The sequence below is a fragment of the uncultured Aquimarina sp. genome (assembly GCF_947492115.1).
Lineage (GTDB): Bacteria > Bacteroidota > Bacteroidia > Flavobacteriales > Flavobacteriaceae > Aquimarina.
Genome location: NZ_CANLMM010000003.1, coordinates 840,373 through 865,988, shown reverse-complemented (window position 1 = coordinate 865,988; position 25,616 = coordinate 840,373). Strand labels below are relative to the sequence as shown.

At 32.5% G+C, this 25,616-nt stretch carries 25 protein-coding genes and 16 tRNA genes; 27 read left to right on the top strand and 14 right to left on the bottom strand.

The genetic code is table 11. The features are described 5' to 3' along the window. Positions 1-79 precede the first annotated feature (79 nt). Entirely contained in the window at positions 80-583 is a 504-nt protein-coding gene (locus tag Q1A73_RS13110; RefSeq protein ID WP_299606270.1) for a hypothetical protein, read from the bottom strand. An 813-nt stretch (positions 584-1,396) separates the two neighbouring features. On the opposite strand from Q1A73_RS13110, the gene Q1A73_RS13105 reads away from it, so the two are divergent. From Q1A73_RS13105 to Q1A73_RS13050, 12 genes are all read left to right on the top strand, one after another. Beyond that, positions 1,397-1,469: transfer RNA gene (locus Q1A73_RS13105), tRNA-Lys, on the top strand. Between the two features lie 12 nt (positions 1,470-1,481). Further along, a tRNA-OTHER gene (locus Q1A73_RS13100) sits at positions 1,482-1,624 on the top strand. A 4-nt stretch (positions 1,625-1,628) separates the two neighbouring features. Further along, positions 1,629-1,715 (top strand) — tRNA-Ser (locus Q1A73_RS13095). A gap of 86 nt (positions 1,716-1,801) precedes the next feature. Then, positions 1,802-1,874 (top strand) — tRNA-Cys (locus Q1A73_RS13090). Between the two features lie 9 nt (positions 1,875-1,883). Then, a tRNA-Tyr gene (locus Q1A73_RS13085) sits at positions 1,884-1,966 on the top strand. Positions 1,967-1,979: 13 nt separating this feature from the next. Beyond that, positions 1,980-2,050: transfer RNA gene (locus Q1A73_RS13080), tRNA-Trp, on the top strand. Between the two features lie 54 nt (positions 2,051-2,104). After that, positions 2,105-2,177 (top strand) — tRNA-Asp (locus tag Q1A73_RS13075). 223 nt (positions 2,178-2,400) lie between these two features. Further along, positions 2,401-2,472, top strand: a tRNA-Pro gene (locus tag Q1A73_RS13070). A gap of 89 nt (positions 2,473-2,561) precedes the next feature. After that, positions 2,562-2,634 (top strand) — tRNA-Leu (locus Q1A73_RS13065). A gap of 86 nt (positions 2,635-2,720) precedes the next feature. Continuing rightward, a tRNA-Arg gene (locus tag Q1A73_RS13060) sits at positions 2,721-2,792 on the top strand. A gap of 5 nt (positions 2,793-2,797) precedes the next feature. Continuing rightward, positions 2,798-2,868: transfer RNA gene (locus Q1A73_RS13055), tRNA-Gln, on the top strand. 5 nt (positions 2,869-2,873) lie between these two features. Continuing rightward, a tRNA-Met gene (locus tag Q1A73_RS13050) sits at positions 2,874-2,945 on the top strand. A gap of 114 nt (positions 2,946-3,059) precedes the next feature. Here the strand turns inward: Q1A73_RS13050 and Q1A73_RS13045 are convergent. Next, complete coding sequence (locus Q1A73_RS13045; RefSeq protein ID WP_299606267.1) at positions 3,060-3,914, bottom strand: bile acid:sodium symporter family protein; 855 nt, start codon at positions 3,912-3,914, stop codon at positions 3,060-3,062. A gap of 76 nt (positions 3,915-3,990) precedes the next feature. On the opposite strand from Q1A73_RS13045, the gene Q1A73_RS13040 reads away from it, so the two are divergent. The 7 genes from Q1A73_RS13040 (at position 3,991) to Q1A73_RS13010 (ending at position 6,732) form a co-directional block, all read left to right on the top strand. Then, positions 3,991-4,064, top strand: a tRNA-His gene (locus Q1A73_RS13040). Between the two features lie 6 nt (positions 4,065-4,070). Next, positions 4,071-4,143 (top strand) — tRNA-Phe (locus Q1A73_RS13035). A 22-nt stretch (positions 4,144-4,165) separates the two neighbouring features. Further along, positions 4,166-4,486 carry a hypothetical protein gene (locus Q1A73_RS13030; RefSeq protein WP_299606265.1) on the top strand — a complete coding sequence of 107 codons (321 nt, stop codon included), beginning with the start codon at positions 4,166-4,168 and terminating at the stop codon, positions 4,484-4,486. 22 nt (positions 4,487-4,508) lie between these two features. Beyond that, positions 4,509-4,661: a hypothetical protein gene (locus Q1A73_RS13025; protein WP_299606263.1), complete on the top strand. Its 153-nt coding sequence runs from the start codon at positions 4,509-4,511 to the stop codon at positions 4,659-4,661. Positions 4,662-4,934: 273 nt separating this feature from the next. Then, positions 4,935-5,022, top strand: a tRNA-Asn gene (locus Q1A73_RS13020). A gap of 94 nt (positions 5,023-5,116) precedes the next feature. Beyond that, positions 5,117-5,213 (top strand) — tRNA-Ser (locus Q1A73_RS13015). A 418-nt stretch (positions 5,214-5,631) separates the two neighbouring features. Continuing rightward, entirely contained in the window at positions 5,632-6,732 is a 1,101-nt protein-coding gene (locus Q1A73_RS13010; protein WP_299606261.1) for a slipin family protein, read from the top strand. A 711-nt stretch (positions 6,733-7,443) separates the two neighbouring features. On the opposite strand, the gene Q1A73_RS13005 is transcribed toward Q1A73_RS13010, so the two are convergent. From Q1A73_RS13005 to Q1A73_RS12995, 3 genes are read right to left on the bottom strand one after another with little or no spacing between them, the layout of a single operon-like run. Further along, on the bottom strand, positions 7,444-8,532 hold the full coding sequence (locus Q1A73_RS13005) for a CBASS cGAMP-activated phospholipase (RefSeq protein WP_299606259.1): 1,089 nt from the start codon (positions 8,530-8,532) through the stop codon (positions 7,444-7,446). Then, complete coding sequence (locus Q1A73_RS13000; RefSeq protein WP_299606256.1) at positions 8,525-9,004, bottom strand: hypothetical protein; 480 nt, start codon at positions 9,002-9,004, stop codon at positions 8,525-8,527. Before Q1A73_RS13000 ends, Q1A73_RS13005 begins: the two co-directional genes overlap by 8 nt. A 2-nt stretch (positions 9,005-9,006) precedes the next feature. After that, positions 9,007-10,251: a nucleotidyltransferase gene (locus Q1A73_RS12995; RefSeq protein ID WP_299606253.1), complete on the bottom strand. Its 1,245-nt coding sequence runs from the start codon at positions 10,249-10,251 to the stop codon at positions 9,007-9,009. Between the two features lie 580 nt (positions 10,252-10,831). Here Q1A73_RS12995 and Q1A73_RS12990 point away from each other — a divergent pair. From Q1A73_RS12990 to Q1A73_RS12965, 6 genes are all read left to right on the top strand, one after another. Further along, on the top strand, positions 10,832-11,503 hold the full coding sequence (locus Q1A73_RS12990; protein ID WP_299606251.1) for an RNA polymerase subunit sigma: 672 nt from the start codon (positions 10,832-10,834) through the stop codon (positions 11,501-11,503). Continuing rightward, on the top strand, positions 11,490-11,837 hold the full coding sequence (locus Q1A73_RS12985; RefSeq protein WP_299606249.1) for a hypothetical protein: 348 nt from the start codon (positions 11,490-11,492) through the stop codon (positions 11,835-11,837). Before Q1A73_RS12990 ends, Q1A73_RS12985 begins: the two co-directional genes overlap by 14 nt. Continuing rightward, a complete protein-coding gene (locus Q1A73_RS12980; protein WP_299606247.1) occupies positions 11,827-12,612 on the top strand; it encodes an ImmA/IrrE family metallo-endopeptidase in 786 nt (261 codons plus the stop codon). The genes Q1A73_RS12985 and Q1A73_RS12980 overlap by 11 nt, the downstream gene beginning before the upstream one ends. Positions 12,613-13,767: 1,155 nt before the next feature. Then, positions 13,768-13,950 (top strand): hypothetical protein, encoded by a 183-nt coding sequence (locus Q1A73_RS12975; RefSeq protein ID WP_101444809.1) that lies wholly within the window; start codon positions 13,768-13,770, stop codon positions 13,948-13,950. A gap of 39 nt (positions 13,951-13,989) precedes the next feature. Next, entirely contained in the window at positions 13,990-15,081 is a 1,092-nt protein-coding gene (locus tag Q1A73_RS12970; protein WP_299606242.1) for a DUF1611 domain-containing protein, read from the top strand. Further along, positions 15,063-16,856 carry an alanine racemase gene (locus Q1A73_RS12965; RefSeq protein WP_299606241.1) on the top strand — a complete coding sequence of 598 codons (1,794 nt, stop codon included), beginning with the start codon at positions 15,063-15,065 and terminating at the stop codon, positions 16,854-16,856. The genes Q1A73_RS12970 and Q1A73_RS12965 overlap by 19 nt, the downstream gene beginning before the upstream one ends. A 72-nt stretch (positions 16,857-16,928) precedes the next feature. Here Q1A73_RS12965 and Q1A73_RS24600 read toward each other — a convergent pair whose 3' ends face one another. The 6 genes from Q1A73_RS24600 to Q1A73_RS12940 form a co-directional block, all read right to left on the bottom strand. Beyond that, positions 16,929-17,066 (bottom strand): hypothetical protein, encoded by a 138-nt coding sequence (locus Q1A73_RS24600; protein ID WP_366141456.1) that lies wholly within the window; start codon positions 17,064-17,066, stop codon positions 16,929-16,931. A gap of 16 nt (positions 17,067-17,082) precedes the next feature. Then, positions 17,083-17,241, bottom strand: a complete 159-nt coding sequence (locus Q1A73_RS12960; protein ID WP_299606239.1) for a hypothetical protein — start codon at positions 17,239-17,241, stop codon at positions 17,083-17,085. Between the two features lie 74 nt (positions 17,242-17,315). Then, on the bottom strand, positions 17,316-18,212 hold the full coding sequence (locus Q1A73_RS12955) for a beta-1,6-N-acetylglucosaminyltransferase (protein ID WP_299606371.1): 897 nt from the start codon (positions 18,210-18,212) through the stop codon (positions 17,316-17,318). 128 nt (positions 18,213-18,340) lie between these two features. Next, on the bottom strand, positions 18,341-18,508 hold the full coding sequence (locus tag Q1A73_RS12950) for a hypothetical protein (protein WP_299606236.1): 168 nt from the start codon (positions 18,506-18,508) through the stop codon (positions 18,341-18,343). 18 nt (positions 18,509-18,526) lie between these two features. Further along, entirely contained in the window at positions 18,527-18,877 is a 351-nt protein-coding gene (locus tag Q1A73_RS12945; RefSeq protein WP_299606234.1) for a cupin, read from the bottom strand. A gap of 422 nt (positions 18,878-19,299) precedes the next feature. Continuing rightward, positions 19,300-20,088: a prohibitin family protein gene (locus Q1A73_RS12940; RefSeq protein ID WP_299606232.1), complete on the bottom strand. Its 789-nt coding sequence runs from the start codon at positions 20,086-20,088 to the stop codon at positions 19,300-19,302. A 260-nt stretch (positions 20,089-20,348) separates the two neighbouring features. Between Q1A73_RS12940 and Q1A73_RS12935 the strand changes: the two genes are divergently transcribed. Beyond that, positions 20,349-20,555, top strand: coding sequence for a hypothetical protein (locus Q1A73_RS12935; RefSeq protein ID WP_299606230.1), 207 nt, complete (start codon positions 20,349-20,351; stop codon positions 20,553-20,555). Here the strand turns inward: Q1A73_RS12935 and Q1A73_RS12930 are convergent. The 3 genes from Q1A73_RS12930 to Q1A73_RS12920 all read right to left on the bottom strand — a co-directional run bounded on the left by Q1A73_RS12930 (position 20,550) and on the right by Q1A73_RS12920 (position 23,116). Then, positions 20,550-21,089, bottom strand: a complete 540-nt coding sequence (locus Q1A73_RS12930; protein ID WP_299606368.1) for an AraC family transcriptional regulator — start codon at positions 21,087-21,089, stop codon at positions 20,550-20,552. The genes Q1A73_RS12935 and Q1A73_RS12930 overlap by 6 nt on opposite strands. A gap of 561 nt (positions 21,090-21,650) precedes the next feature. Beyond that, positions 21,651-22,730 (bottom strand): bestrophin family ion channel, encoded by a 1,080-nt coding sequence (locus tag Q1A73_RS12925; protein WP_299606227.1) that lies wholly within the window; start codon positions 22,728-22,730, stop codon positions 21,651-21,653. Positions 22,731-22,972: 242 nt separating this feature from the next. Continuing rightward, on the bottom strand, positions 22,973-23,116 hold the full coding sequence (locus Q1A73_RS12920) for a cold shock domain-containing protein (RefSeq protein WP_366141457.1): 144 nt from the start codon (positions 23,114-23,116) through the stop codon (positions 22,973-22,975). A gap of 1,965 nt (positions 23,117-25,081) precedes the next feature. Between Q1A73_RS12920 and Q1A73_RS12915 the strand changes: the two genes are divergently transcribed. Then, positions 25,082-25,594 carry a sigma-70 family RNA polymerase sigma factor gene (locus Q1A73_RS12915; RefSeq protein ID WP_299606224.1) on the top strand — a complete coding sequence of 171 codons (513 nt, stop codon included), beginning with the start codon at positions 25,082-25,084 and terminating at the stop codon, positions 25,592-25,594. Positions 25,595-25,616 lie beyond the last annotated feature (22 nt).

Below are 25,616 nucleotides of genomic sequence, written 5' to 3'. Positions count from 1 at the left end.
TAAAATATGTATTTCCTACTTCCCCTATATTATATTGGTATCATTTGACTCTAAAACGTTACAGTTATTACAGCATCTGCTATCTTACAATACGATCCCAAGCAATTTTAATACCTATTAATAATAACAAGAAGAATCCTATTAAATACTGGAATCTACCGACAAAGAAAACTCCGAAAAACATTCTTTGTAATATGTAGGTGATCACAAAGGTTATCATGATCAACATAAAAAGCCCAGACAATTTACCAAAACCTGGTATCTGAGACATGGCTACCGTTTTATTAATGATTATTAAACTAGCTATCATTCCGATTAAAGGAACAAAATACGTAACCAAATCTAACTGAAGTAGATTTGTTTTTAGAAAGAAAAAACTATAAAGAAGTAAAATTAATGCTAATAATCCAGGAATGGTAACTGCGTAAATAAGAACCCCATAAAAATAATTAATAGGGGCTTTGAAGTTTGAGGGTTTTACAAAGAGTAAACCTATTAGAGAAATTATGATCACTATCGCAAAATATCCTAATACTATATTAGGATGGTTACCGAACCAATTAATAAAATCTTGAACTGTCATTTATAAGAGAATAAATAGATTTTCATATATATTTTGGTAATATAGAGAATAAATTCAGAAAAAATAATACTCATAAGTCTGAAAAATGCAAGTAAAATTTGGATTATCTCACAAGATTATATAATATTTGTGATAGAAATGATGAAAAACAAAGCACATATTACGCCGAGATCACTGTTTAGTCAGTGTGATTATCGATGGATAGGAGAGTTATCCCATCGAAAACGGACGTTATGTAGCTAATTTTAATCCTTATATATGAAGTGATTTAGATAAAAACTATATAGAACTATAAGCGTCCAAGAAATTGGGCGCTTTTTTTATTGAAATTTTTTAGAAAAAATGAATAGAGCTTAATTAAGACATAAAGAATAGCATTTGGAAAGTAAGCATCAGGGAGACAGACAGTTGCCAAAAAATCCAAAATTCGTTGAGAAACGAACAGGTATTCTTATGCTTAAATTTTAACATAACTGACTGATAATCAATAAAATAAATCGAAAAAATATTTGGAGATTAAAAAAAAGTTTTGATCTTTGCACCGTAATCATAACGAAACAACAAAGCGATTGCCTAATTTACAAGAATATAAAAATTAAGAAATGATACCGAATAATTTAAAACATAGTTTAATCCAACTCTTTAGCGAACAAAGAGGATATTGTTCCGATTGGAATAGTAGTGGTGTCTATTATATAGAAAAGAAGTGTATGCGAACATAATTCGACATACCATCATAAGATATATAAGAGGCGCCTGAATCAGGCGCCTTTTTTTATTCTAATAGTTCATTGACATACTGAAAACCAAAATTGACACGTAGCTTAATTGGAAAAGCACTCGACTTTTAATCGAGGTGATGTGGGTTCAAGTCCCTCTGTGTCAACTATAATGATAAGGAAGAGCAAGCCAATTGGCGGTGGCCGCAGTCTTGACCCGAGCCGGGCAGGCGAACAGATTAACTCTTACACAGATAAAACTGATGTGAATAAAACTGTTAGGAGCTAATGACTCGTGTGGGTTCGACTCCCACTTCTTCCGCTATGGAGGATAGGCAAATATTGGTTTGTTGCGCCTGTCTGCTAAACAGGTCTGCATAATTGCAGTGAAGGTTCAATTCCTTTGTCCTCCGCAACATTGATACTGTAAGGTAATGGTCACTTATTTATAGTGTTGTTAACTCTCGAGATGTAAGTTCGAGTCACTGGTATCGCAAAAGACAAGATGGCTGAAGGGTTAAGGCTACGGACTGCAACTCCGTTTTTTACAGGTTCGAATCCTGTTCTTGTCTCTAATATCTGGAAGTATTGAGCAATTGGTTGGCTCCCCAGACTGTAAATCTGGTCTCTTCGGAGCTTGTAGGTTCGAGTCCTACTACTTCCACTAACTCATGCATGCGCTTTTAGTGTAAAGGTAGCACGAAGGTCTCCAACACCTTTAGTCTGGGTTCAAATCCTGGTGAGCGCGCAAAATTCAATGTGAATTCGTTTAAAACACCCCCTCTTTTCCAAGGGAATTTATAGTATCGTAGCACAACGGCTAGTGCATCCGACTGTCTCTCGGAAGGTTGCGGGTTCGAATCCCGTCGGTACTGCAATAAAGAATGAAGGAATTGGACTTTATTCAACAAATGTTGTCAATCATTTCTCATTGACAATAAAAATACGGAAGAGCAAGCCAATTGGTGGTGGCCGCAGTCTTGACCCGAGCCGGGCAGGCGAACAGATCAACTCTTAAACAGATAAAACTGATGTGAATAAAACTGTTAGGAGCTAATGACTCGTTTGGCTTCGACTCCTACTTCTTCCGCTTTTATTCTAGAGATATAACAATGGTAGTTTACCCGCCTTGGAAGCGGGAGGTTGTAGGTTCGAGTCCTGCTCTCTAGACAAACTGCTCTGTTCGTATAATGGTTTAGTACACCTCACTTTCTATGAGGAAATAGGAGTTCGATTCTCCTACAGAGTACAATTTTAATGCAGGAATGGCGGAATGGCATACGCGCTTGACTTAGAATCAAGATCCTGAGAGTTCGAATCTCTCTTCCTGTACAAACGCTCCGCTAGCCCAAATGGCAGAGGCATCCGGTTTAAGCCCGGTTCAGTCTTGGTTCGAATCCAAGGTGGAGTACAAATTTAGGCTCATGGTGTAAATGGAAGCACCCAAGGTTACGACCCTTGAAGTATAGGTTCAAGTCCTATTGAGCTTACAAACTGACCTGTGATGTAAAGGTAGCATCCAAGACTTTGACTCTTGGTGTAAAGGTTCGAATCCTTTCGGGTCATCAAACTAAGGTATAACTCAGTGGTAGAGTACCGCGGCCATATCGCGGGAGTCTTGGGTTCGATTCCCAATGCCTTTGAAATAACTCTAGAATAGTGGAACTGGCAGTCACTCTCTACCAAGATTTAAGGTTTTGAGAGTGTACTGTCCAAGTTAAGTTTACATCTATTCTTAGTGTAAATATGAAGTATTTTTATTTATTACCTCTAATTCCTAAAAAAATTGCTAATCCACCAGTAAAGAACATTAATAAACTATAGACAGCTGGAGCAATTGCATACGAAGTATTATGTAGTATAGCAATGGCAATTGATATCGCAAGAGTTCCATTTTGAATACCAGACTCAATTCCTATGGAAATAGCACCTTTATGATGAACTTTGAAAAGCTTAGCGGAATAATATCCAATAGCCATTGTGAGAATATTTAATAAAAAGGCCACTAAGCCTGCTTCTTGTAAATAAGAAAGGAAATTATCTTTTTCTTTTACCAAAATACCAACAATCACCAAAGCTAATACAACAGCTGAAGCAATTCTTACTGGTTTCGCCATTTTAAGCGCGAAAACCTCATTATATTTTCTGATTATCATCCCTACTACAACTGGTATAATGATAATCACAAAAATTTGAATAATTGTTTCTACAACATTCAGTTGGATTGTTTGATTCTCAGACAAAAAGTGAAGTAATGAAAAATTGACAATAAAGGGTATGGTAATAATAGTAATCAAACTACTAAAAGCAGTAAGTGTAACAGATAATGCAGTATCACCATGTGCCAAATGAGAGATCAAATTAGAAGTTGCTCCACCCGGACAAGCAGCTAATATCATAATCCCAATTGCAATTTCTGGTTCTAGCGATAGTATAGATACCAAAGTAAAACCTATTAAAGGTAAAATAATAAGTTGATTTATAAGCCCAACTAAAATAGCCTTGGGGTAGATCAATATCCTTTTGAAATCAGATATAACTAAAGATAATCCCATCCCCAGCATAATAATGATTAGGGATGCTGCCAATATAATAGTTGAAATGTTATCCATTTAGGTTGTTTTCGAATGTATAGCCTAATATAAAGATTTATTATCAATATCCTGAAAATCAAACAATCGTATATATGGTGTCTCTAGCTTATCAGGTAAAGCGTCTCACTGTGAATGAGAGGAACAGGGTTCGAGTCCCGGAGTACACCCAAAAAAGGAATAGTAGCAAAGTTGGTCAATGCAACGGATTGAAGATCCGAAGATACAGGTTCGATTCCTGTCTGTTCCACTAACAATTAAATTTTACAACTATGAAAAATAAATTATTACAAAGGTTTTTATGCAAAACTGAAGACACAGGCAGATTCATAGTTCAATCCAAAATTACTGGTATTACCTATTTCGTAGAACCAATAGATCATGGTAAACCAGATAAACTTTGGGGTGATCTGGATCCTGCAACAAAAAAACTTACTGGTGATTACGGAAACACCAGAAGAGGTGCCATTAAAAAGGAAGATTCTTTAATCTCCAAAGAAAATGGATTTCGCAACATCTCCACTTTTAAAGGAAGCCCTTTGGGAGAAATTGACAGACGTGATCGCGAATATGAAACATTATATAATCCGTGAGACATTTTTAAAATCTAAAATCATGAAAACACAACTAGCAACTACCATAAAACAAACCAACAACAACTTACTTAATAAGTTGATCATTAATTATATCAATAATATAACAACAACACTGTTTTATGAAACCGATTATCCTATTAAGAATAATAGGAATCGAATTTTTTACAAATAAATAATTACTACGCAAATACATTGCGCTAATACATTACACATTTGCATAGTAATTAAAACAAACCCTTTTACATGGGGGAAACAATTGGGGTTTGAAGTTGTGCCCTGCTATGAAGTGAGGATGAAAATAGCAGGGCTTTTGATAAAAATAAAGCCGAAAAGCGTAATTGATTAATAAGATTCCAGCCTTCGCTGGAATGACAGTATCAATCAGGTCTTGTTGAGTGTTTCTGTATAACACTACTGTATGAAGAATTGCAGTTTTTGTATGATTGCTTCATATGCAACTTGATTTGAAGGTTTGGCTATTAACCAAATAATAGTCTTTCTATAGGTCGTGGGTTCGAATCCCACCGGGACCACTATATCATATTAAACATGGTCCCGTAGCTTAGTGGTTAGAGCGATAGATTTTTTGTTCATGTGGGTTCGAGTCCCACTATCTCTAAGAGATATGGCGGAATTGGTAAACGCACTAGATTAGAGATCTAGCGAACAAGGCACTGAAAATGCCTTTTACGTTGCACGGGGTCGAATCCCGTCGAGACCACCAACTTAGGTTTCGTAGCTCAGTTAGGTAGAGCACTACACTCATAATGTAGGATAAAAGCTAATCATCTTGTAAAACTGATTGACAAAAACCGTGATGGCAGATCTGTTTTTATAGTACTCTTGCTATAAAAACAATCTTAAAAGTACTTTGAGATTTTAGCCATGTTACCATTAAACATGGGTACCTTTTTGAATCCAAATATTAGGTGATGATATATTTTAGAATATCTAGTCTTCTATTTCGATACTAAAAACTACTTATCAATAATATAGCATCCTATTATTTCCGTATTGGAAAGATGATTTGCTTTCACTGTTTTTTATAAAATAAACTGAAATCGATAATACCTCCGTTACAGGGTTATCATCCAATTAATGTTAAATCTGTCTGTATAGTTACAGACACAAAAATTAAGAAAATGAAACGAGTACGAATCAATGCTGGTACAATAGGCTTGGTTTTCAGAAAAGGTGACTACAATCGTGTAATTACGAAAGGAACACATTGGTTAGGATGGAATGAACGTATTACTGTATACGATCTTTCCAAGCCATTTACAGCTCCTGTAGCACTAGAAATCTTATTGAAAGATAAAACATTGGAAGATATGCTACATGTGATTGAAGTAAAAGATAACGAGATTGTTTTAGTATATGAAAATGGAAACTTCAAAAGTGTATTCCCTGCAGGAAGATATACACTGTGGAAAGGTCTACTAACCTATGAATTTACAAGAGTAGATCTTAGCAAAATCTATATCACTGAAAAAATTGAAAAGTCATTGTTTAGCAATTATGCTTTAAGAAACTATATCAGAACGTTTGAAGTAGCTGCTTACGAAAAAGCAGTACTTATAGTCGATGATGTATATAGCAAAACATTAGATAGTGGTACGTATCGTTTTTGGAAAAATGACACTACTATTAAAATTGCGAAGGTAGATCTACGGCAACTACAACTGGAAGTAGCTGGTCAGGAACTACTAACTAAGGATAAAGCTGCTATTCGTATTAATTTCGATGTCCAGTATAAAGTGGTAGATATAGAAAAAGCATTATTGGATAATAAAGACTATTCGAGACAATTATATATCGCGATGCAATTAGCACTAAGAGCTTTCGTAGGAAATTATACCTTAGATGAATTGCTGGAACGTAAGGAAAATATGGCTACTGCTATATTAGAATCTACTAAAAACCAAGCAAATAAACTAGGTGTAAAAGTATTGAATTGTGGTATCAGAGATATCATTCTTACTGGTGAGATGAAAGAAATCATGAACCAGGTTTTGATAGCGCAAAAGAAAGCTCAAGCTAATACTATTACTCGACGCGAAGAAACTGCATCAACCAGAAGTCTGCTAAATACAGCAAAACTTATGGAAGAAAACACTATGCTCTACAAACTAAAAGAAATGGAGTATGTAGAGAAAATCGCTGATAAAATTGGTGAAATTACAGTTTCTGGAAATGACGGAGTCTTAAGACAGCTGAAGGATATATTCTCTACGAATAAGTAATTAAAAAAATGTGCGGATATGTATTATCTGCACATTTTATTTATATGGCGATGGTATATCAATTTATTTTTCAAATTATAAAAAACAAAAAAGAGCGTCTCCACGCTCTTTTTCTTCACACAAATCATCTTAATTTTTGTGAAATTATATAACTACTTGATTTCAAGCATTTAGAGAATTAAAGTTTAAAAATAACTATCAATATCTAGTAAAAACCCCTCTTCAAAACCCCGCTTAATTTTAAATAAAATTTAGATAATTTAAGTAGAATTTAGAACTATGATATTACAAAAAGAATTATGTGTCTATTTAAAATATTGGGTTTTCGTATATAAAAAATAACTATTTCCATAAATGGCTTTAATAGTAGCGGGAGCAGGACTCGAACCTGCGACCTTCGGGTTATGAGGACAAATCAAAAAAACCACAACACTCTGCATCAGAGTTTTTTATATTTTTTGGAGCATGCAAACCGATACATTTAACAACAATTCCGTACTAAAAAACCATGCTCCAAAACGGAGCATGGTTTATATTTCTTTCTAGAAGGAAAAAACGCAGTACTGAAAAGCTTATAATTCCAAATGTTATGTTAATAATTGAGTTTATTTTTGAGCTTTTTAAACAAAATCATATTAAATGAAACGAGTTTAATTTCTTAAACCATGCTCCGAAATCTAAAACTCTATCTTTATAAATATTAAATCAGAATTAATAAAAATAGTTCGTTAAAATTTTGGTTCTATGTTCTTGATATTCGACCGAGGCTAACTCCGCAAAATTCTTAATCCTATTGGTATCAAATTCATCCATTTCAATATTGCTCTCTTCATTGAGTAAAACATCTATTCTATCATAAACAAAATTTGGGGTTTCATTTTCAGATTTATCTATGCCTTGGTGTAATAAACTTATATAGTTAGCTACTAGTTGAGATTGACTTTGCATAAAAAGCTCAATAAGTCTTTTTCTTTTATCCTTAACCATCCAATATTTCAAACCCCACCTTTTTTTTCTTCCCAAAATTGAAGTAATAAAAGTTTTCTTCTTTAAAGTATTGTTATCTGTGAATCTCCTGTAACCAGTTCCTATTGAGAATATTTCTAAGTCTGAAATATCTACTTTAAAAGCTTTAATTGCCTCGATAAATGCTACCAGTGTCGGGTTATTGGCCATCACTCCTCCATCAACTTTGTTACTAAAATCTTGGATAGTTCCATTCAAATCTAAATATTCCGCAGTGAAAGGGTCAAAATATGTAGGTGCTGCTGATGTAGCCATGGCAGCTTGGTAAGCTGGAATATGAAAGTCTCTATTCAATGAAGGGTGATAGGGTGTTTTAAGTACACTTGGATTTCCTTTAACTAAATCATAAATAGGTATACAAACATCCGTCTTACAATCATTAAGTCTAGGTTCTTTTCCATTATTTGCATCTTTAAACTTTTCCCTAACCAGGTTTTCAAGGTAACTTCGATTGTGAGCTGAGTTAAATACTTGTCCCAGTAAAAAAGGCTTTTTATGACCTAAGAATAATGGCTTCTTATTTCCGAATATTTTTTTTGCATTGTCCAAGTAAAGATTATAAATCTCTTTTGCTGGAATCCCTAAAGAAAGTGCCAAAGCTATAATTCCCCCAGTAGACGTTCCTGTTATTAAGTCAAAATGCTGATAAACCTTTGTTTTACCATCAGTCCTGGTAGCTAAATCATCTTCCAAAAGTGTTAGTAATTTGGCTGGAAAAATTCCTTTTATACCACCTCCATCAATAGCCAGTATTTTAAATTTCTTTTTATTCATCGCTTATTATTTGTGTATTTTCTTCATTAGGATACTCATTGTGACCACCACCATACCACTTGCCTTCGGGCAACCACAATTCATAATAATAAAGCCATTCACTAGCCCAGGGTATTATGGTGTCGACAATATATTTAAAACCATCCCATTCCTTTTTAGATGGCGAATACAAACAAAGCTGTTGCTTTTTACTATCATAAACATGAGGTAACTTTTTTCTGTTCGTTGCAATTTTAAGCTGCTTATTCACCACAAAGACTTTTACCAATTGGTTCTGCTCATATACTATTGATAAATCATATTCCTCACTTATTGCTGTTGGCTGGACTTTTATAATCACCTGAAAATTGTCCCAAGTATTCTTAACAACTTGTGCACCAGCAAAATCAGCTTTTATTTTTTTTAGTTGCTGTGAAGAAAGTAATCCATTGAGAACCCTCCTGTTATTTGATCTAAAGTACTTACTCCCCATATCTATTCTATTCCTTCAAAATTGTGATTTGGAACAGTTTTCCCAGTACTTCCCAAAATTCCTGTTCCAACAGCCATCTTTCTTTCTCCAGTTTCTCGTAACAATCTGTTTTTTTCACCATAAATGGCAAATGTTTTTTGTACCGCTTTATTACCATATTGCTTTGACAAAGATTCATTTAATATTTGAAGCCCTTTTCCAGCTCCATATCTTATACTTTGTATATCTTTTTCCAATTTATCTAACCAGCCATAGAAATACTCTTCTTTTTGTGGCTCTTCAACCCACTTGTCAGCAAAATTTTCTTCTTCATTAACCGGGTTACTAATCCATTTTTCATATTTCCCAGTTTTTTCATTCAGCTTGGTTTCAATTAAACCTCGCATTCTGTTAATAACATTTATATAGGCATCTACAATATTTTCACTTTTATCATAAGCCCTGCTAGCAAGTGTTGTAATAATAATCGAAATAGGTTTGTTCTCTGAATTGTAATCATCGGAAGAAAACATAATATCTCTATGTCTCTTTAACAATTGCACAACTCTTTGCAAGGGCAACTTTTTCTTTTGATAAGGTCTAACTGGATCAATAGATTCTCTTAAGGAAAATATTCTTTTTTCACTTACTATTGCTTTTTGAAAAAACCACTTGGCATAACCGAAAGGGTTACTTTTTATCCAAAACAGTCGGTCAGTCATAATGGAATAAAAAATATGTTCCTTATCTGTTATTCTTATAGCCAGTTTATCTGCATCAAGATTCTGCGTGCTAAAAAATTTCTCATTCAATATAATATTTAAATTTTCATCCGCTAATGATGGAAGAATATCCATATGAAAATTTGAATCTTCCGCATAAATAATTGTCCAGCATCTTCTCCCACCTCCCTTTTCTTTCAACATTTTTTCATAACGTGAATGCTCTTTTAGTCTATCGCCAATAGCTTCTTTTAAATGTTTTTGTGTCCAGTGGCTTGGCTTATTTTGAATTTTACAAACTAGATCAATATCGATATCATCCTCATCATTGATAGGCTTAGTCATTGTTCCTAACATAAATGACCCTTGCGGTAAAATATTTGGTTTGTATGGATATAAAGAAGAGTTTTCACAAGACAGCCATTCCCCCACCGCTTGATAGCTCTTTACAGCTTCCTTGTATTGACTCTCTGATATATCTAAATTTTCACCTAATGTTTCAAGGATTTCTGCTACTTCATTTTTATATAATTCTGTCATATTCATAATATTATTTTTTGATAATCAATTATTAAACTTTTAGTTAAAAATGTTTAGGAATGTCATATTGGCACATTTTGATGGTGACAGTTTTTATAAATGCCTCCATCAAAGTCTAATTGGAAGATTCCAACATAGAGCTAATTCCATTAATTAAAACAATAGCAGCAAGACTAAAAACTATAGTTTTAGCCATATTACCATTAATTTTAACACAAGTCTCTTTGTGACACAGACTTAATTGCTCTTTAGATATGTTTAAAGAATTCATAAGACATGATTAAAGGTTATACAATCTCCATTTAAAGCTGTGGAGTTCCACTTATTTTTCATACTTTCTCTACTATAATTTCTCATCGCTATTTTTCATTTTTACCACCTACAAGTCATTTACCTTCTAGGGTTCTATTGAACTTTTTCCAAGCTAAATCTTTTGCTATAATTTTTATCTTTACGATATTATTATTACTTTGTGTCATCCCCTCAACCTTATCGTTCTTTAAATAAGTATTAGGTAATGGAGCCTTTTTCTATTCATTTACCTGAATAGATATATCCGTTTTGGTATATGAATGAAAAGTGACAATTGAAAGAACAGATAAATTTCAAACTACTCCCAAGTATAGAGTTATTGGAGTACATTTCTTTTAAAAATGAATTTCTTGATGAAGCTAAACAGGCGTTTGCGGAATTTTGTTTCCGCTTTGAAAAAGATATAATTTCAAAGTCTGAAATCTATTGTAATAAATTCAATTATAACGAAGTAGTGGCTTTAGAAATTGCCCACTGTACTTTTGCACGAGTTTGGAAGTATCCGACTTTTAAACCAGAAAAGTCAAAATCAAAAGATATAGACAAAGGCATTTTACTATGGATGCATCCTATAATTTACACACAAATTGTCAAATATGGTGAGCAAAATAAATGTGCTGAACCAACAGAGGAAGAGGATTTTGTAATTATAGAAGATGCAAAAGGATTGGTTCAATACTTGAATATTGATAATATTGAAAAAAACAGAGAACTTACAGCAAAACTTGGCACCATAGAATCCGCATTGCAAATGCTAAGTTTTAAGCACAGAATAATTTATTTTACATATCGCGCATATCAAAGGGATGGAAAAAAAGTACCTCGCCAAGTCACAACTGCATTAAGAGAAAAATTATCTCTTACACAAAAGTCCATCAACACTTATTATGGTGTTGCAGACAAGCATATTAACAACTATTTAAAAATACTAAATGAGCAGGCCTAAAAAAATACAAAAAATAGCATTAGACCATTTGGATGATTGGTTTGCTTCCACAGGATTTTTATATCCTGTAAATGAAATTCAATTAAAAAGATTCGATAAGCTTTATGAAAACTATGATTTTAAACTAAAAAACGAAAGTATTGACGTTGATTCGATCATAAATGGTTCATTGAAACGATCTAAAATTATTTTCCCTTGGAAAGAGGAAGAAATTGAAGAAGAAAATTTCGAAACCTTAAGAATGGCAGCTAGAAAAGGACAAGGAGAAGTTCCGCAACATATAATAGATAAAATGCTTAGGAAGCATAATAACAAATCCTCTAATGATCAATAATTCTTCAATAAAAGGGTTAGCAGAGTCTATTGCAATGGAGTATCCTAACAAGATTACTCCTTTAGAAGAAATTGTCAAGGATGAAGGGCTCGGAGTTTTTTATGATGACTACGGAGCTAATACATTTGATGGAATGACTATATATGGAAACAACAAATTTTCCATTCATATAAATACTCGGCAAGGCAACTCTCAACACTCTCCTAAGGGTAGATTTACTTTGGCGCATGAACTGGGGCATTATTTTATAGATTCTCATAGAATTGGTCTTAAAAAGGGACTTCTAAAACCTCATCCATCAAAAACTAATCAAAAACAGTTTTATAAGATTGAAAGAGAAGCCGATTATTTTGCATCAAATCTTCTTATGCCAGAAAAGCGTTTTGATAAAGATATCTACAGGAAAAAATTTAATATTGGGTTAATTGACCATCTAAAAGAAGAATATAAAGTAAGTCGAACAGCCTGTGCATTTCGGTTTGCCGATATTGGAAATCATTCTATTATGGTTATTTATGCTGAAGCTAAAAAAATAAGATGGTATCATTGCAGCGATGATTTCAAATACAAATATCTTCTTTATGAAAAAAACATATCTCCGAACACAGTAATGGGAGAGTATTTTCAAGATATTACCGACGACATTTTTAAGACAGAACAAATCTGGGCAGTTGATATTTTCAAGTATGTAAAAGATGAAGACGTACAAGAAAAATTTTTTGAACACTGCATTACGTTTAAAAATAGAGCGTTAAGTATAATCTGGGGTGATTAAATAATGTTAAAAATCTATCTAATACTTTCAAATTTAGCAGCAGAAGCTTTAAATACTACATCCTCTTAAAAAAAACAGCACTCATTTACATTCCTGCCTAGAGGTCGCAAAAAACCATGCTCTACTTAAGAACAAAAAATACTACTAGTAGATTAAGAGCAACCAGATAAAAACAAAATGAATTACAGACACTTAGGCTATCGCTTAAAGAAATAAATTGAATAAATCTGCAGTACTCTAATTTAAAATGAGATCAATTTTAGATCTAAAAAGTAACACAAACCATGCTCCAAAACCATGCTCTATTGTCAAAAATTAGTTTTTTGCAACTAGAAAAAAAGCTCCAAAAACAAAACAACCACCTCATATTGAGGTGGTTATTAGTAGCGGGAGAGATTGAAATATCTAACCATTCTATTGATCATTTAATTGAATTAGAAGCTTTTATAAAAACCATTCTACATTATTAATAGCTTCATAAGGAGTACACTCTTATTTACTTTCATTAATACTAAAATATTATCCTAAATACTAGGGGTAATATTTTAGTATTTTTTATATGCTACTCCCAACTCTCGGGACAGTCTAAAGATATTTTTATTATTATAAAATATTTCATCTAAACACTCTTCTCTTTACATTCTAAATATTTAATTAAATAGGTTAGAGTTTAACCTATGATTTATGTAACATTCAATTCTTATTGTATAACCTTGCATCGATTAATTATAAAGATCTTTGTAATAAATATTATAAAATGAGAATATAATGTTTTCAAAAAATAATCTTGAACAACCTAGAATTACCAAAATGATAATGCATGCGGAGTATTTGATATATACTACAAAACATTTTCAGGTAAAAAAAAGGCAGAAATTCAAAACTCTGCCTTTTTTAATAAAGATGAATAAAACCTTACAAAACAAATATTCTTTAATAAGAAAATATCGAAACAACACACAAATCAATGTTATAGATCAATTTTAATATAAAATGATGGCACATAATTAGTCTAACTCTTAAAGCCATTCGAATAGATTCTTTAAAATCGTCATTTTTCTTGCTGATTCTTTTTATCCTCAGAGATTATTTACTTATTAATTAATTCTCTGGGGACAAAAAAATGTAAAAAACAAACCTCTTCTAATATTAATTATGAAACTAAATAAAAATGTAATTCTAAAATATGAAGTAGGCGATACGGTATTTACTAAAATAAACCCTAGCATTTCGCTGATAGTAAAGCGATATATTGATGGAATCTACTACTGTGGATTTCAAAATGATCCTGATAGATGGGAACTAGGTTTGACGGCAAGAGCATTGATAGGAAGTTAAATCATTCCGAAATCTTTTTTATCTTAAATCACACAAATTATGAAAACATCAGCAATTGTCTATTGCGAAAATGAATTTGGCAAACTGGATGGCAAAGTAGCAAATGGTCTTGTAAGGCATTCTGACAAGTATAAAATTGTTGGTGTTATTGATAGCACAAAATCAGGCCTTGACGCAGGAGAATATCTTGATGGTGTTAAAAATAGAATCCCAATATTCAAAAATTTTAGTCAGGCTATTGAAAAACTAGATAGTATCCCAAAATATTTTATCTACGGAATTGCCCCTCTCAAGCCACTGTTAAGTGAGGATGAGAAACAAGTCATTTACACTGCAATTAAAACAGGAATGCATATTGTAAACGGACTTCCAGAGTTTCTTTCTGATGATGAAGTTTGCATGAATCTCGCAAAAAAGTACAATGTATCCATATTTGATGTTAGAAAACCACCATCTAAAGAAAATCTTAAGCACTTTACAGGACAGATAAGAAATGTTCAAACACCAATAATAAAAATATCTGGAACAGATTGCGCAGTTGGCAAGCGAACCACTGCACTTAAGTTGGTAGCGGCTCTAAAGAAAATAGGTTTAAATGCGATCTTCATAACTACGGGCCAAACAGGGATACTACAAGGTTCCAAATATGGTATTGCTGTAGATGTTCTAAGTTCTGGCTTCGCTACAGGAGAAGTAGAAAATGCTATTCTAGAAGCCATTAAAGAACAACCTGATATAATCGTAGTAGAGGGTCAAGGAGCCCTTAGTCATCCCGCATTTACCTCTTCAAGTGCAATCCTTCGAGGCGCTATGCCAAAGGCTATTATCCTTCAGCATCCACCAAAAAGACGCACCAGGTGTGATTTTCCAGAAATTCCCATGCCAACAATTGAGAGCGAAATAAAAATGTTAGAAACCTTCTCTGGATCCAAGGTTATTGCAATAACCATCAATCATGAAGATATGAATGACCAAGAGGTTGAAAATATAACAAAGGCTTATGAAGAAAAATATCAATTACCTGTTACTGATGTCCTGAAAAACGACTGCAGTAAGCTGGTAGAAAAACTTCAAGAAATATTTCCTGATCTAATTAGTGTCAACCCACTACTATGTCAATCCCAAGAATAGATATTAATCTTAGCAAAATTGCTCACAATGCTAAGATTTTAAGCTCTATTTTTCAGTCAAAAGGCATAGACATAATTGCTGTTACTAAAGGAGTTTGTGCAGATCCTCATATTGCTAATATTTTGGTGAAGAGCGGAGTTAAAATTCTTGCCGATTCAAGAATATCAAATATCAAAAAAATGCGTATTGCAGGAGTCAAAGCAAATTTCCTGTTGATTAGAACCCCTATGATCAGTCAAACAGAATCAGTAGTATTATATACTGATATGAGTCTTAATTCTGAATTATCTGTAATAAAAAAACTTTCAGAATTTGCTATCCTACACGGTAAGACCCATAAGATCGTACTTATGGTAGAACTAGGGGATTTACGGGAAGGTATATTACCATCACAATTAGAAAATACAATCAAAAAGGTACTAACTCTAAAGGGTATTAAACTTGAAGGTATAGGTACAAATCTTGCCTGTTTTTCGGGAGTTAAACCCACAGCAGAAAAAATGGATATACTATCTGCTATTGCTAATAGTATTGAGAAGAAGTTCAACATAACGCTATCTATGATCTCAGGGGGGAACTCAGCTAATTATAATTGGTTTACTACTACAAAAGATGTAGGCAGGATCAATAATTTGAGACTTGGAGAGTCTATATTTTTAGGTTATGAACCTTTGACCAGAAAGCCAATTCCCAAACTTTATCAAGACGCTTTTATGTTGGTAGCTGAAGTCATCGAATTGAAAAACAAAGGATCGGTGCCAAACGGTGAAATCGGTTTGGATGCCTTTGGTAACACACCAAAATTCAAAGACCAGGGTATGATAACGCGAGCTATACTAGCCATGGGCGTTCAAGATGTAATGGTGACAGGGTTAACTCCTAAATTAGATATTGAAATTCTGGGAGCCGGTGGTGATCACATTATTATCAATGCCAAAAAAGAGAAATTAGAAGTTGGTAGCAATGTTTCATTTACGTTAAAGTATGGAGCATTAGCTACTGCTATGAATTCATCCTATATTTTTAAAAATATCATTACTCCAATAAGCGTAAGGGAATATTGTCTGATAGTCGAAGAAAAAGACAGGTTACACAAAAAGAAAACTGCAATGATGACCGTCAAGGAGAATAACTCGCCATTGACGAGCCTTCAGGATTCAGACTTTAATCTAATATTCGAAAAGTCCTTGCAAAAAAACTATCGCTATTTGGTTAGAAAAGAAGTATCTAAAAAAATACGGAGAATTAGTAAACTTCTGTACGATCAGGGTAAAAAATTAATTATTAGATCAGCGTGGAGATCATTTGAACACCAACAAAAACTATCAGATCAAAAGACAGATTTCATGAAAAAGAAACATCCGGAAAAAACCGCAGAAGAAATTAATGAAATAGTGTCAAATTTCATTGCTCCCAGAATGCAATCTACCCATGCAACCGGAGGAGCTGTTGATGCTCTGATTTATGATTTGCAAACAGAATGCGTACTTGATTTTGGAACTAACGATGGATTACATATTGATTTGAATGAAAAGTGTTATCCTAAATATCCTGATATTAGTAAAAAAGCAAAGAAAAATCGAGAGCTTCTCATGAAACTTTTCGAAGATGAAGACTTTGTATGTGACCATAAAGAGTATTGGCATTTTGACTATGGTAATATTGCCTGGGCGGTTGAAAAAAATAAGGAATACGCTCATTTTGGTATTTTAGAAGCATCGGATATTCAATCAACTGTTTTTCAACATCCCGATAAAACGCTTTTTTATCTTTAGGTTTATTTATTAATCTTCATATTCTCGGATAGCTTATCATTTTAGTCAAAAAACTAAACTTATTAGATCTTGCTATATAACTTCTAAACTGACTGGTCGAATAATACCAAAGATGTTTGATTCCTTAATAATATACATAATTATACCCTCTATGCAAACTTCAGTTACTGAATCCTCTCCGAATAGCACAAGATCTCCAACATTTACCATCTTAGGTTTACCTTTTTTACCTTTTCCAATTGCCTGTATGATTGCTTTTTTGAGATTTTTGATTGTTATTAATAGTATCAGAGATGACGATCCCTGTCTTAGATTGTTCCTGTGCTACATCCACCTTTATCAATACCCAGTCCCTAAGCGGTTGTATTTTAAATTTATCTATCATCTTTATTATTTATTTACTTCCGTTAAGTAGTCGCTTATGTAGTTAAGCTGGCGGATTTATAATTGTTTCCTGATCTAATGAGATACTTTTTTCATTTCTATATCAGTTGTTGAAATAAAGTCAAAATCTATACTATTATCATTATTTGTTACTTGATCTGCTGTCAAAACTTCTTCCAAGAGGTGTAATATAGATTCATCTACTTTTTCATCAAATTTCCGGGCAAATAAATTTTCTTCTTGCATTAAAAACTCAAAATCAGATTCTGTTAAGGTTTTTGGTTTCAACTTTACATCTCCATCAGGTATCCACTTAACAGCTCTTTTATCATTGTTTACAACGATTTCTTTAAATGACGTATTCATCAGTACAGTCTGAAAAAATGATTTGTCAGCATTTTGGATATTATGATAGAAATCTTCAAATTTTTTAACTTCATGGCTATGGCAGATAAATTCACAACATACTCTAGTTAAGATCATCCATTGTTCGCCAACATATGGAATAACATTTTTCATATAAGATCTTTTAAAGGGTATGCCTGAGAAACCAATATCAACGCCTTGAAAATAGTTTTCAATGCGGTTCAGCGTATCAGGACGCACTCTAACTTGATGAACTATTTTCATGAAGTTTTTCTCTCTATTCCTGTGTAAAAAATCAAGAATGGCATCTTGGGATTTCAAAGGAAAATCCTGATCGCTTAGATTGATAAAAAAATCCCATTTAAGGCAGCGGTTTAGGAGATATTCTATCCCATTAAGTTGAGATTGAACCATATTGTATTTTCCTATGTCTATGGTTGTACTTTTCAAGAAATAAGAATTAGAATAATCTGCCAAAAAAATTTTAATGCCTTCTTTTATATTGATGTGGGTTTTTTGATTGATATGAATTAAGTAATGATTTTCAGGATGATAAATAGCTTTGAACAACCTCTTAAACTGTTGGGGAAAACCGTGAACCATAATAAAGTAGGCGATCTTTGCCTTCTTTCTAAAATCCTAAAATGAAAGCTTTGAGCTTTTGTTATATCTAATCGCTGTGTCATTTAATTGTGTGTTATTTTAGCGTTCAACTTTTGTCTTAATAAATATGATTATAAAAGCTCTCTTTCAAAAAACACAACCTCTTTTTTCTCTGGGTCCTCAGCAAATTTGCAATAGTATATTCGCCGATAATATAATCGTACAATCAATTTAACTTCAGGATTTACTTTGGCATAAACAGTATCGCCAGGTTTGAATTTACTCTCTTGCCTTTCCATATACTTTGTTTTTAAATTTTAGATACTTACGTCTTCATAACCACTCTTAATGATAATCGATATCATTTTAAATCGTTTATTAGCCATTACTACATTTCTTGTATGAGCAGGGATAATAATTGCGTGACCTGTTTCAATGATATTTGATTCTTCATTAATAATAATCTCAGCTTCTCCATCTATAATTTGAATAAGATTATCAAAAGGAGAAGTTTTAGAAGTTAATGCTTCTCCACTATCAAATGATGATATGGCCACAATTCCTGTTTTTTTCTTTAAAATTACTTTCATAACCACAGATCCAGGCACGTAATCAATGGTATCTACCAATTTATGCGTAAAGGATTTTTCTAATTCTTGATTTTTCATAAATGATATTATAGAAGACTAATGTTAAACTAGAATACAAAGGCTACGAACGTCAGTACTATTTATTCCTCGTTCCTTTTCTCTTTTCTTTTTGCAGCTTTTGCAGCTCTCTTTTCTTTCAAACTTTTTGCTGAGGCTTTTTTACCTGACTTAGATTTACCTTCTTTTCCTTTTGACATGATTTTCTGTTTTTAGATTATTAATACTCCTTCACGTATAAAAAAGAGTTGGATACAGATACAAAAATCAGTTAATAAGTACTTTACTATGTTACACCTGTTTTGGCCTAGGTTACATATGTCACACTTTTAAAGGTATTTTATAAAATAGGTAGTATGCTAAAGGTTTGAAATTTTACTACCTTCTCTATTAAACTTTTTAAGGATTGACCATTATAAAGGCTCTGTTATATTCTTTAACTATTATATTTTTTTGGGTGCATCACTTACTCCGATGAAAGGTATTGACCCGGCACCTGTTACCTTTGGTAAAATTCCATTCCATTTTTCTATAGCCTTAAGGTTTGCTTCAATTTTTCTAAGTTCGATTAGGTCGGGTGAAATATTCATTTTTTGTAAACGCAATGCCTCAGCTTCTGCTTTGGCAGCGGTGATTGTTTGTTCTGCTTCTACTTTTATCCGGTCCAAATCCCGCTTTGCCTTTAGTGCGTTTTGTTCTGCAGTTTGTTTAGCTTCGATAGCATCAGTAAAAGTTTGAGAAAAGCTGAAAGAGATAATAGAGAAAGCATCAACCGATATATTTGACGAAAGCAATCTTGATGTGAGCGCCTGTTGCATTTCGGTACTGACCGCCGGTCTTTTGGTAATTAATTCTTCTGCAGTATATCTTGCTGAAACAGCTTTCATTACCTCTTGAATGGCTGGATCAATAATACGCTCTTTAAATTCTACTCCAATGGTTTGGTAAACTAAATTTGCTTTCTCTGGTATAATATGATAATTCAATGCCACTGATAAATCTACATCTTGAAGATCAGAGGAAGAAGAAGCAGCATCAGTCATCGCTTTTTGGATCTTTACATCTATCAAAGTAACTGTTTGTGCTATAGGTATTTTAAAATGAATCCCTTCTCCTAGTACTACATCTTGAACTGCACCAAAATTCTGAACAATTCCTCTTTCACCTGCCCCCACCTGAGCCCACGGTTTAAATACTATCAATACAATGAGTATTACTACTACAATGAGCAATCTCCTCCATTTAGTATTTTTCAATGTCTCTGTTATGTTGTTTATATCTTGATCATCCATTTTGCTTTTATTTTACTACAAAAATGGGATAATTGAATATACTTTGTGTTATACTACACTAAGTACATATTACATATATCGCACATTCTCAAATATCAATACAGCAAAAGATTATTTAGTATAAAAATAACTTTCAACATGCATATTTCTAGCAAAAATAGGTCACCTTTATGGTTATGAATAAAAAAATAATTTTATCTATGGGTTTACCTATTAGGATAAGAAATGTGACTGGTAAAACAGCTATCATTGAGCTTAATGCAGGACATTTTGTGATATGTAAGTATCAAAACAATATATCTGTTTATCTAAATGATGCAAAATTGAAAGAGTGGTATCCTGTAAGTTTGTATAAAAGATTGGTTTATATGCTTAAGATCTGGTTAACAGGATATAATTGGTTATAAATCTTCCAGATTTTGTTTACGTTTTTCTTTCAGTTTTTTATAAAAAGTAGGCGTTAAACCTGTGATTTTTTTAAATTGATTAGATAAGTGTGCCGTACTGCTATAGTGTAGTCTATAAGAGATCTCGGTAAGATTTAGTTCATCATAAATAAGCAATTCTTTAACTCTTTCAATTTTATGGATAATAATGAATTGTTGAATGGTAATTCCTTTCACTTCTGAAAATATATTTGCTAAATATGTATAATTATAACCAACTTTTTCACTTATATAATCAGAATAATTGACTTTGGGCAATTCATCTGTGTAATGAATCATTTCGATAATAACATTTCTGATTTTTTCAATTAGAATACTCTTTTTACTTTCCATCAATTCTAAGCCAGATTTACTTAGATTTTTCTTCAGTTCAAGGCGTTGGTCTTTGGTTATATCTTCTAAGAGCTCAATAACTCCCAATTCTAAAACCAAATAATGCAATCCAAGTTTTTTTAACTCTTCTTTGACCATCAGTTTGCATCGTAAACTAACCATGTATTTTATGAATAGTTTTGTACTCATATTTATAAACGTTTATATGTAAGGTATTTATTTATACGTTAGGAATTAGGATTTTATATCATTCTCGTAGATATTGTCCAGGTACAAGCTTTTGTAAGCGTAATATGGTTGACACTTCTCTACTCTTTTTTTTCTCAATAATTATATCCTTAGTAAACGAGATGATAAAATTTTCTCCAATATGTTTATCCGTATGTAATGGATATTTTTTAAGTATAACAGACAAAATTTCATTAAAAACCAATATCTCATCAAATCCAGATACGGTTTTACAACAAAACGAATAACCATTCTCAACACGCCCAAGAAAGACCCCTTCTATTTTTTTATTTGGCTTGTTCCTTGGGAAGGGAATATGGCTAATGAGATAAGAGATATAAAGAATAGCATTGTACGTATCATTATCTTAATGTCTTTAAAAGGTAGTTTAACTGTTCGTTTTATGGGATAGAACAATACCCTAATTTTATATGCCCAGGGCGTTGTTGATCAAAAGCGGTTAGTTATACACCTGGTTGACTGTTAATATCCTCTTTACATTTCAGTATCACCATAATTTGGATATGGTTTTGGTATTACATTTTTATCATCCCCAATTATTTCTCGGATGTCAATTTCTATTCCCCTTGAAATTGTAGTAATCGGGACGTCATTTCTGGTTCCTTCAAAAGGGTTTTCCGACACATCGCCTACCTTTTCCATAAGCATGAACACCCATGATATAACAACACTGATCGGAACGGTCATCCAAACAAAATTTTCAACAATTAGGCGATTCATAAAACATCTATTTTCATGATTGCCTAAATTGAGGCCAATTTCATGAAATTCATGCATCATTCCAAACGGTAGGAGAATCATGAAAATCCATATGAAAAACAAGTTTAGCGTCGCAAATTGCCTTGGATATGGAAAGTTTTTAATTCTTTCGACCTTGCCTTGTAAGGTAAATAGTTCACCAATGATATTGTTGAACTCCATGTGTCGGAAGTCATCAATCAATCCTTCTAATTTTAATTCTTTAAAATGCTTAGATTGCATATTGAGGCAGGCTGCTTGTTTATTTGTCATGCTCAACACAAATTCTTTTTCATCTTCATTTAAATATCCATGAAGTTCTTCTTGTAGCGTCAGCTCGTGTTCTTTTACTTCTATCGTTTTCATGTGCTCTTTACCTGACTTACTACCCACAAGGGTCTCCCAAGGCTTTTTGATTCTAAGAGCATACCTAAGAGAAGTCATCCAAGCTATATGGCGCATGATAATAACCTTCTTTATATTAAAAAATTCTTTATCGGTTCTCTCTACTCTGACAAATTCATTGGTAATGAAGTCATTGACCATAGTAGCTAATAATCTTGAAGTATTTACAATACCTCCATATATCTTTCGGGCTTCCCAAAGTCTTTCGTAAGAAGCATTGTTTTTAAATCCGGTTATGAATGCGAGAGATGTGCCTATAAGTCCAATGGGAAGCCAAGGCAGATATAACCATTTTAACCCAACAACATCATACAGTATCACCGGTACAATGGACATTAAGAAAAAAAAATAAATATATTTTCTCGTCCATAGGAGTACTATTTTTAAGGAGTAAACAGGTTTTAGATACATACTCTATTTTTATTTACAGCTAAGCGAATGTGAACTTTGACCACATAAGTACTATGTACGTGTATGATTTGGCATTATGATTCTACCGCGCATCACACTCGTTTAAAATGCTCAGTTAATGGTCTTTAATTTAGAAAGCATGTCGTGTTCTTTTTACACCACTCGATAGGACTTCATACTGAATTTTGCTGCCGTGATGGAAACTTCTATGGTCATATTTAATCTTATCTGACTTTGACTTGTTATTTAATTAATTCAACATTGACCGTGTTCATTCCCTTCTGGCCTCTTTCCATCGTAAATTTTACGTTGTCGTTCTCACGAATTTGATCTATAATACCGCTTTGATGTACAAAGACATCCTCATCAGAATCCTTGAGTTTAATAAAGCCAAATCCTTTGGCATTATTGAAAATTTTACTGTTCCTCCTTTCATTACTTTGTATTTATTATTTAATATTCTATTTAATGCTTGTTTGATATAATTATTTACTCTGCTTCTTAGCGTTTTTTTAGAAGCTAGAGTTTGTTCTTTCGGGGAAAATTATATTTTTGATTACCCGCTTTTTGTTTTAAGCCTTTCAAAGTATAATTTGAGGACGATGTATAAGCATAAAAATATTGAGAAACGAGCAGAAGTATCCAATTATAAGGACTTGTTCTACATTGAAAACAGCGTCAAAACTGATGTTGCTATCCTTACATTTAGCTTAAAAATATTTTTTGCACTATTGCCGAGAAAAAAAGAGAGCAGAAAAAGAATATTGAGTCCGAGAAAACAAGATTAAATTGAAGCTTTACGAATTTTATCATTGTAAAGATACTTTTAATTTAGGTCTTATCTCCAAATCATATGTTAAATACTGAGATACAATATTTCTTAATTTAAATCAAACCCGTATACCAACTTAAAAATAAACTTACAAACTTCTTTATAAACGCTTCATAATAACAACTACCTTAACTTCTGGTACAGTAGTGAGGTTAAAAATATAGAATTCTTCCTATTTAGATTAACCAGAATATTTGCATGAACACAACAATTAGTCTTGATCCTTGATCCCTTTTTATGGATGTCAATTCCTGAAGTAAACTTCAGAATTACATCCACAAAAAAACCAGATACTTTCGTATCTGGTTTGTTGTAGCGGGAGCAGGACTCGAACCTGCTACTTTAGTAAGGATAGAATTACAAGTTAAAAATTAATAGAATATTTTAAATTGGATACTCTTTCATAAACTTTTCAATATCAATCAAATCCTGAATCAAAAGTTTGAACTCTGAGGGTTCGGGTATAAACTTATAATTTAATCGGGATGGATAACATAGGTAAAAGATTTACTGTCTGTATTAATACAAGCTTAGTAAACTCTAAATAAGATTATATAACAATAAATTTATTTGATCATAAAGCGATAACTAATCTTAGAAAACCCCGCTTAAAAACCCCGCTTAGAAACCCCGCTGTTAACCTAAACCTACATTTATAATATACTAAAAAAAAACATAAACACCTTGAATACAGCAAACTAAGACATCAAATACAAAAAACAAACGTCCATATTATCTTTTTCTTTACACAAACTTCAACTATTAGGGATTTAATCTAATATTAATTGACTTTTTGTAATTCATCTGAAATTATTACGGAGAAATAAAGTTCGATATTTTTAATCTCACTAAACAAACTATGATTTTTATCTAAAAAAAACAGATTTTCATCCGTCAAAAAAACCGCTAATCTTGATAATAAAAGGGTTATTTCTTACAAATACTTTTCAGGTTTCAATTCTCGATAGTATCTCAAAAACAAAAAAGAGCGTCTCCACGCTCTTTTTCTTCACACAAATCATCTTAATTTAGGGGCTTATTCTAAAATTAAAACTCACTTTTTTAAAATTGCTTTCACCTTGGGGAAAATGAAAGCGCTAACTCATTAACTCTGGTGTAAAGATACAATCATTTTTTAATTCTCCAAACAAAATTGTGTATTTTATCTAAAAAAAATGCTTTTTAACATATTTAACTATCATAAATATGTTATTTTGTAAGTTTTTTCTTTCATTTTAAAAAATATTTAAATAAAACCATTTTTTTGGTAGGGTATATGTATTCTATTTTGTTTTAGGGTTGTGAATTTTAAGATATTACAGAGTGGAAATTAAAAATATATAACCGAAACCATTCTATTATAATCTGACCACAATAGCAAATGAATATTTTTTACGTTAAACCAACAAACCTTTAGAATAAGATGTAGAGTATTAGAACAGGTAGATTGATTATTATAACTATTTACTACCTGAATATTAAATAATCTATTAACTTATGCCAACTAAACAAAATAAAAATGCCTGAACAGCAAGTAAGTGTATGTGATGAAAGCGTATACGATCAATTATATAGAGAACATGCAGAAAAGATATGCTATTATCTTTATTACAAATATGGTGATATGGAAAAAGCTCAGGATATAGTACAAGATAGTTTTGCCAAACTATGGATGAATTGTTCCAAAATTATTTTTGGTGCTGCTAAGAGTTTTCTTTATAAGATAGCTAATAACGCCTCTATAAATGAAGCCATACATCAAAAAACCGTCTTAAAATACAAATCGACACCACAAAAAACATATACCAATGAGTCTCCTGAGTTTCAGATGGAAGAAAAGGAATTCATGGACAAGTTAAACCAAGCAATTAGCGCATTAAAAGAAGGACAAAGAGAAGTTTTTCTTTTGAATAGAATCGAAAAGAAAACCTACAAAGAAATTGCTGAAATGCTAGGAATTTCGGTAAAAGCAGTAGAAAAAAGAATGCATTTAGCCTTGGTAACGTTAAGAAAAAAAATAGGGAAAATTTAAAGTTCCACTTATATAGTAAAGA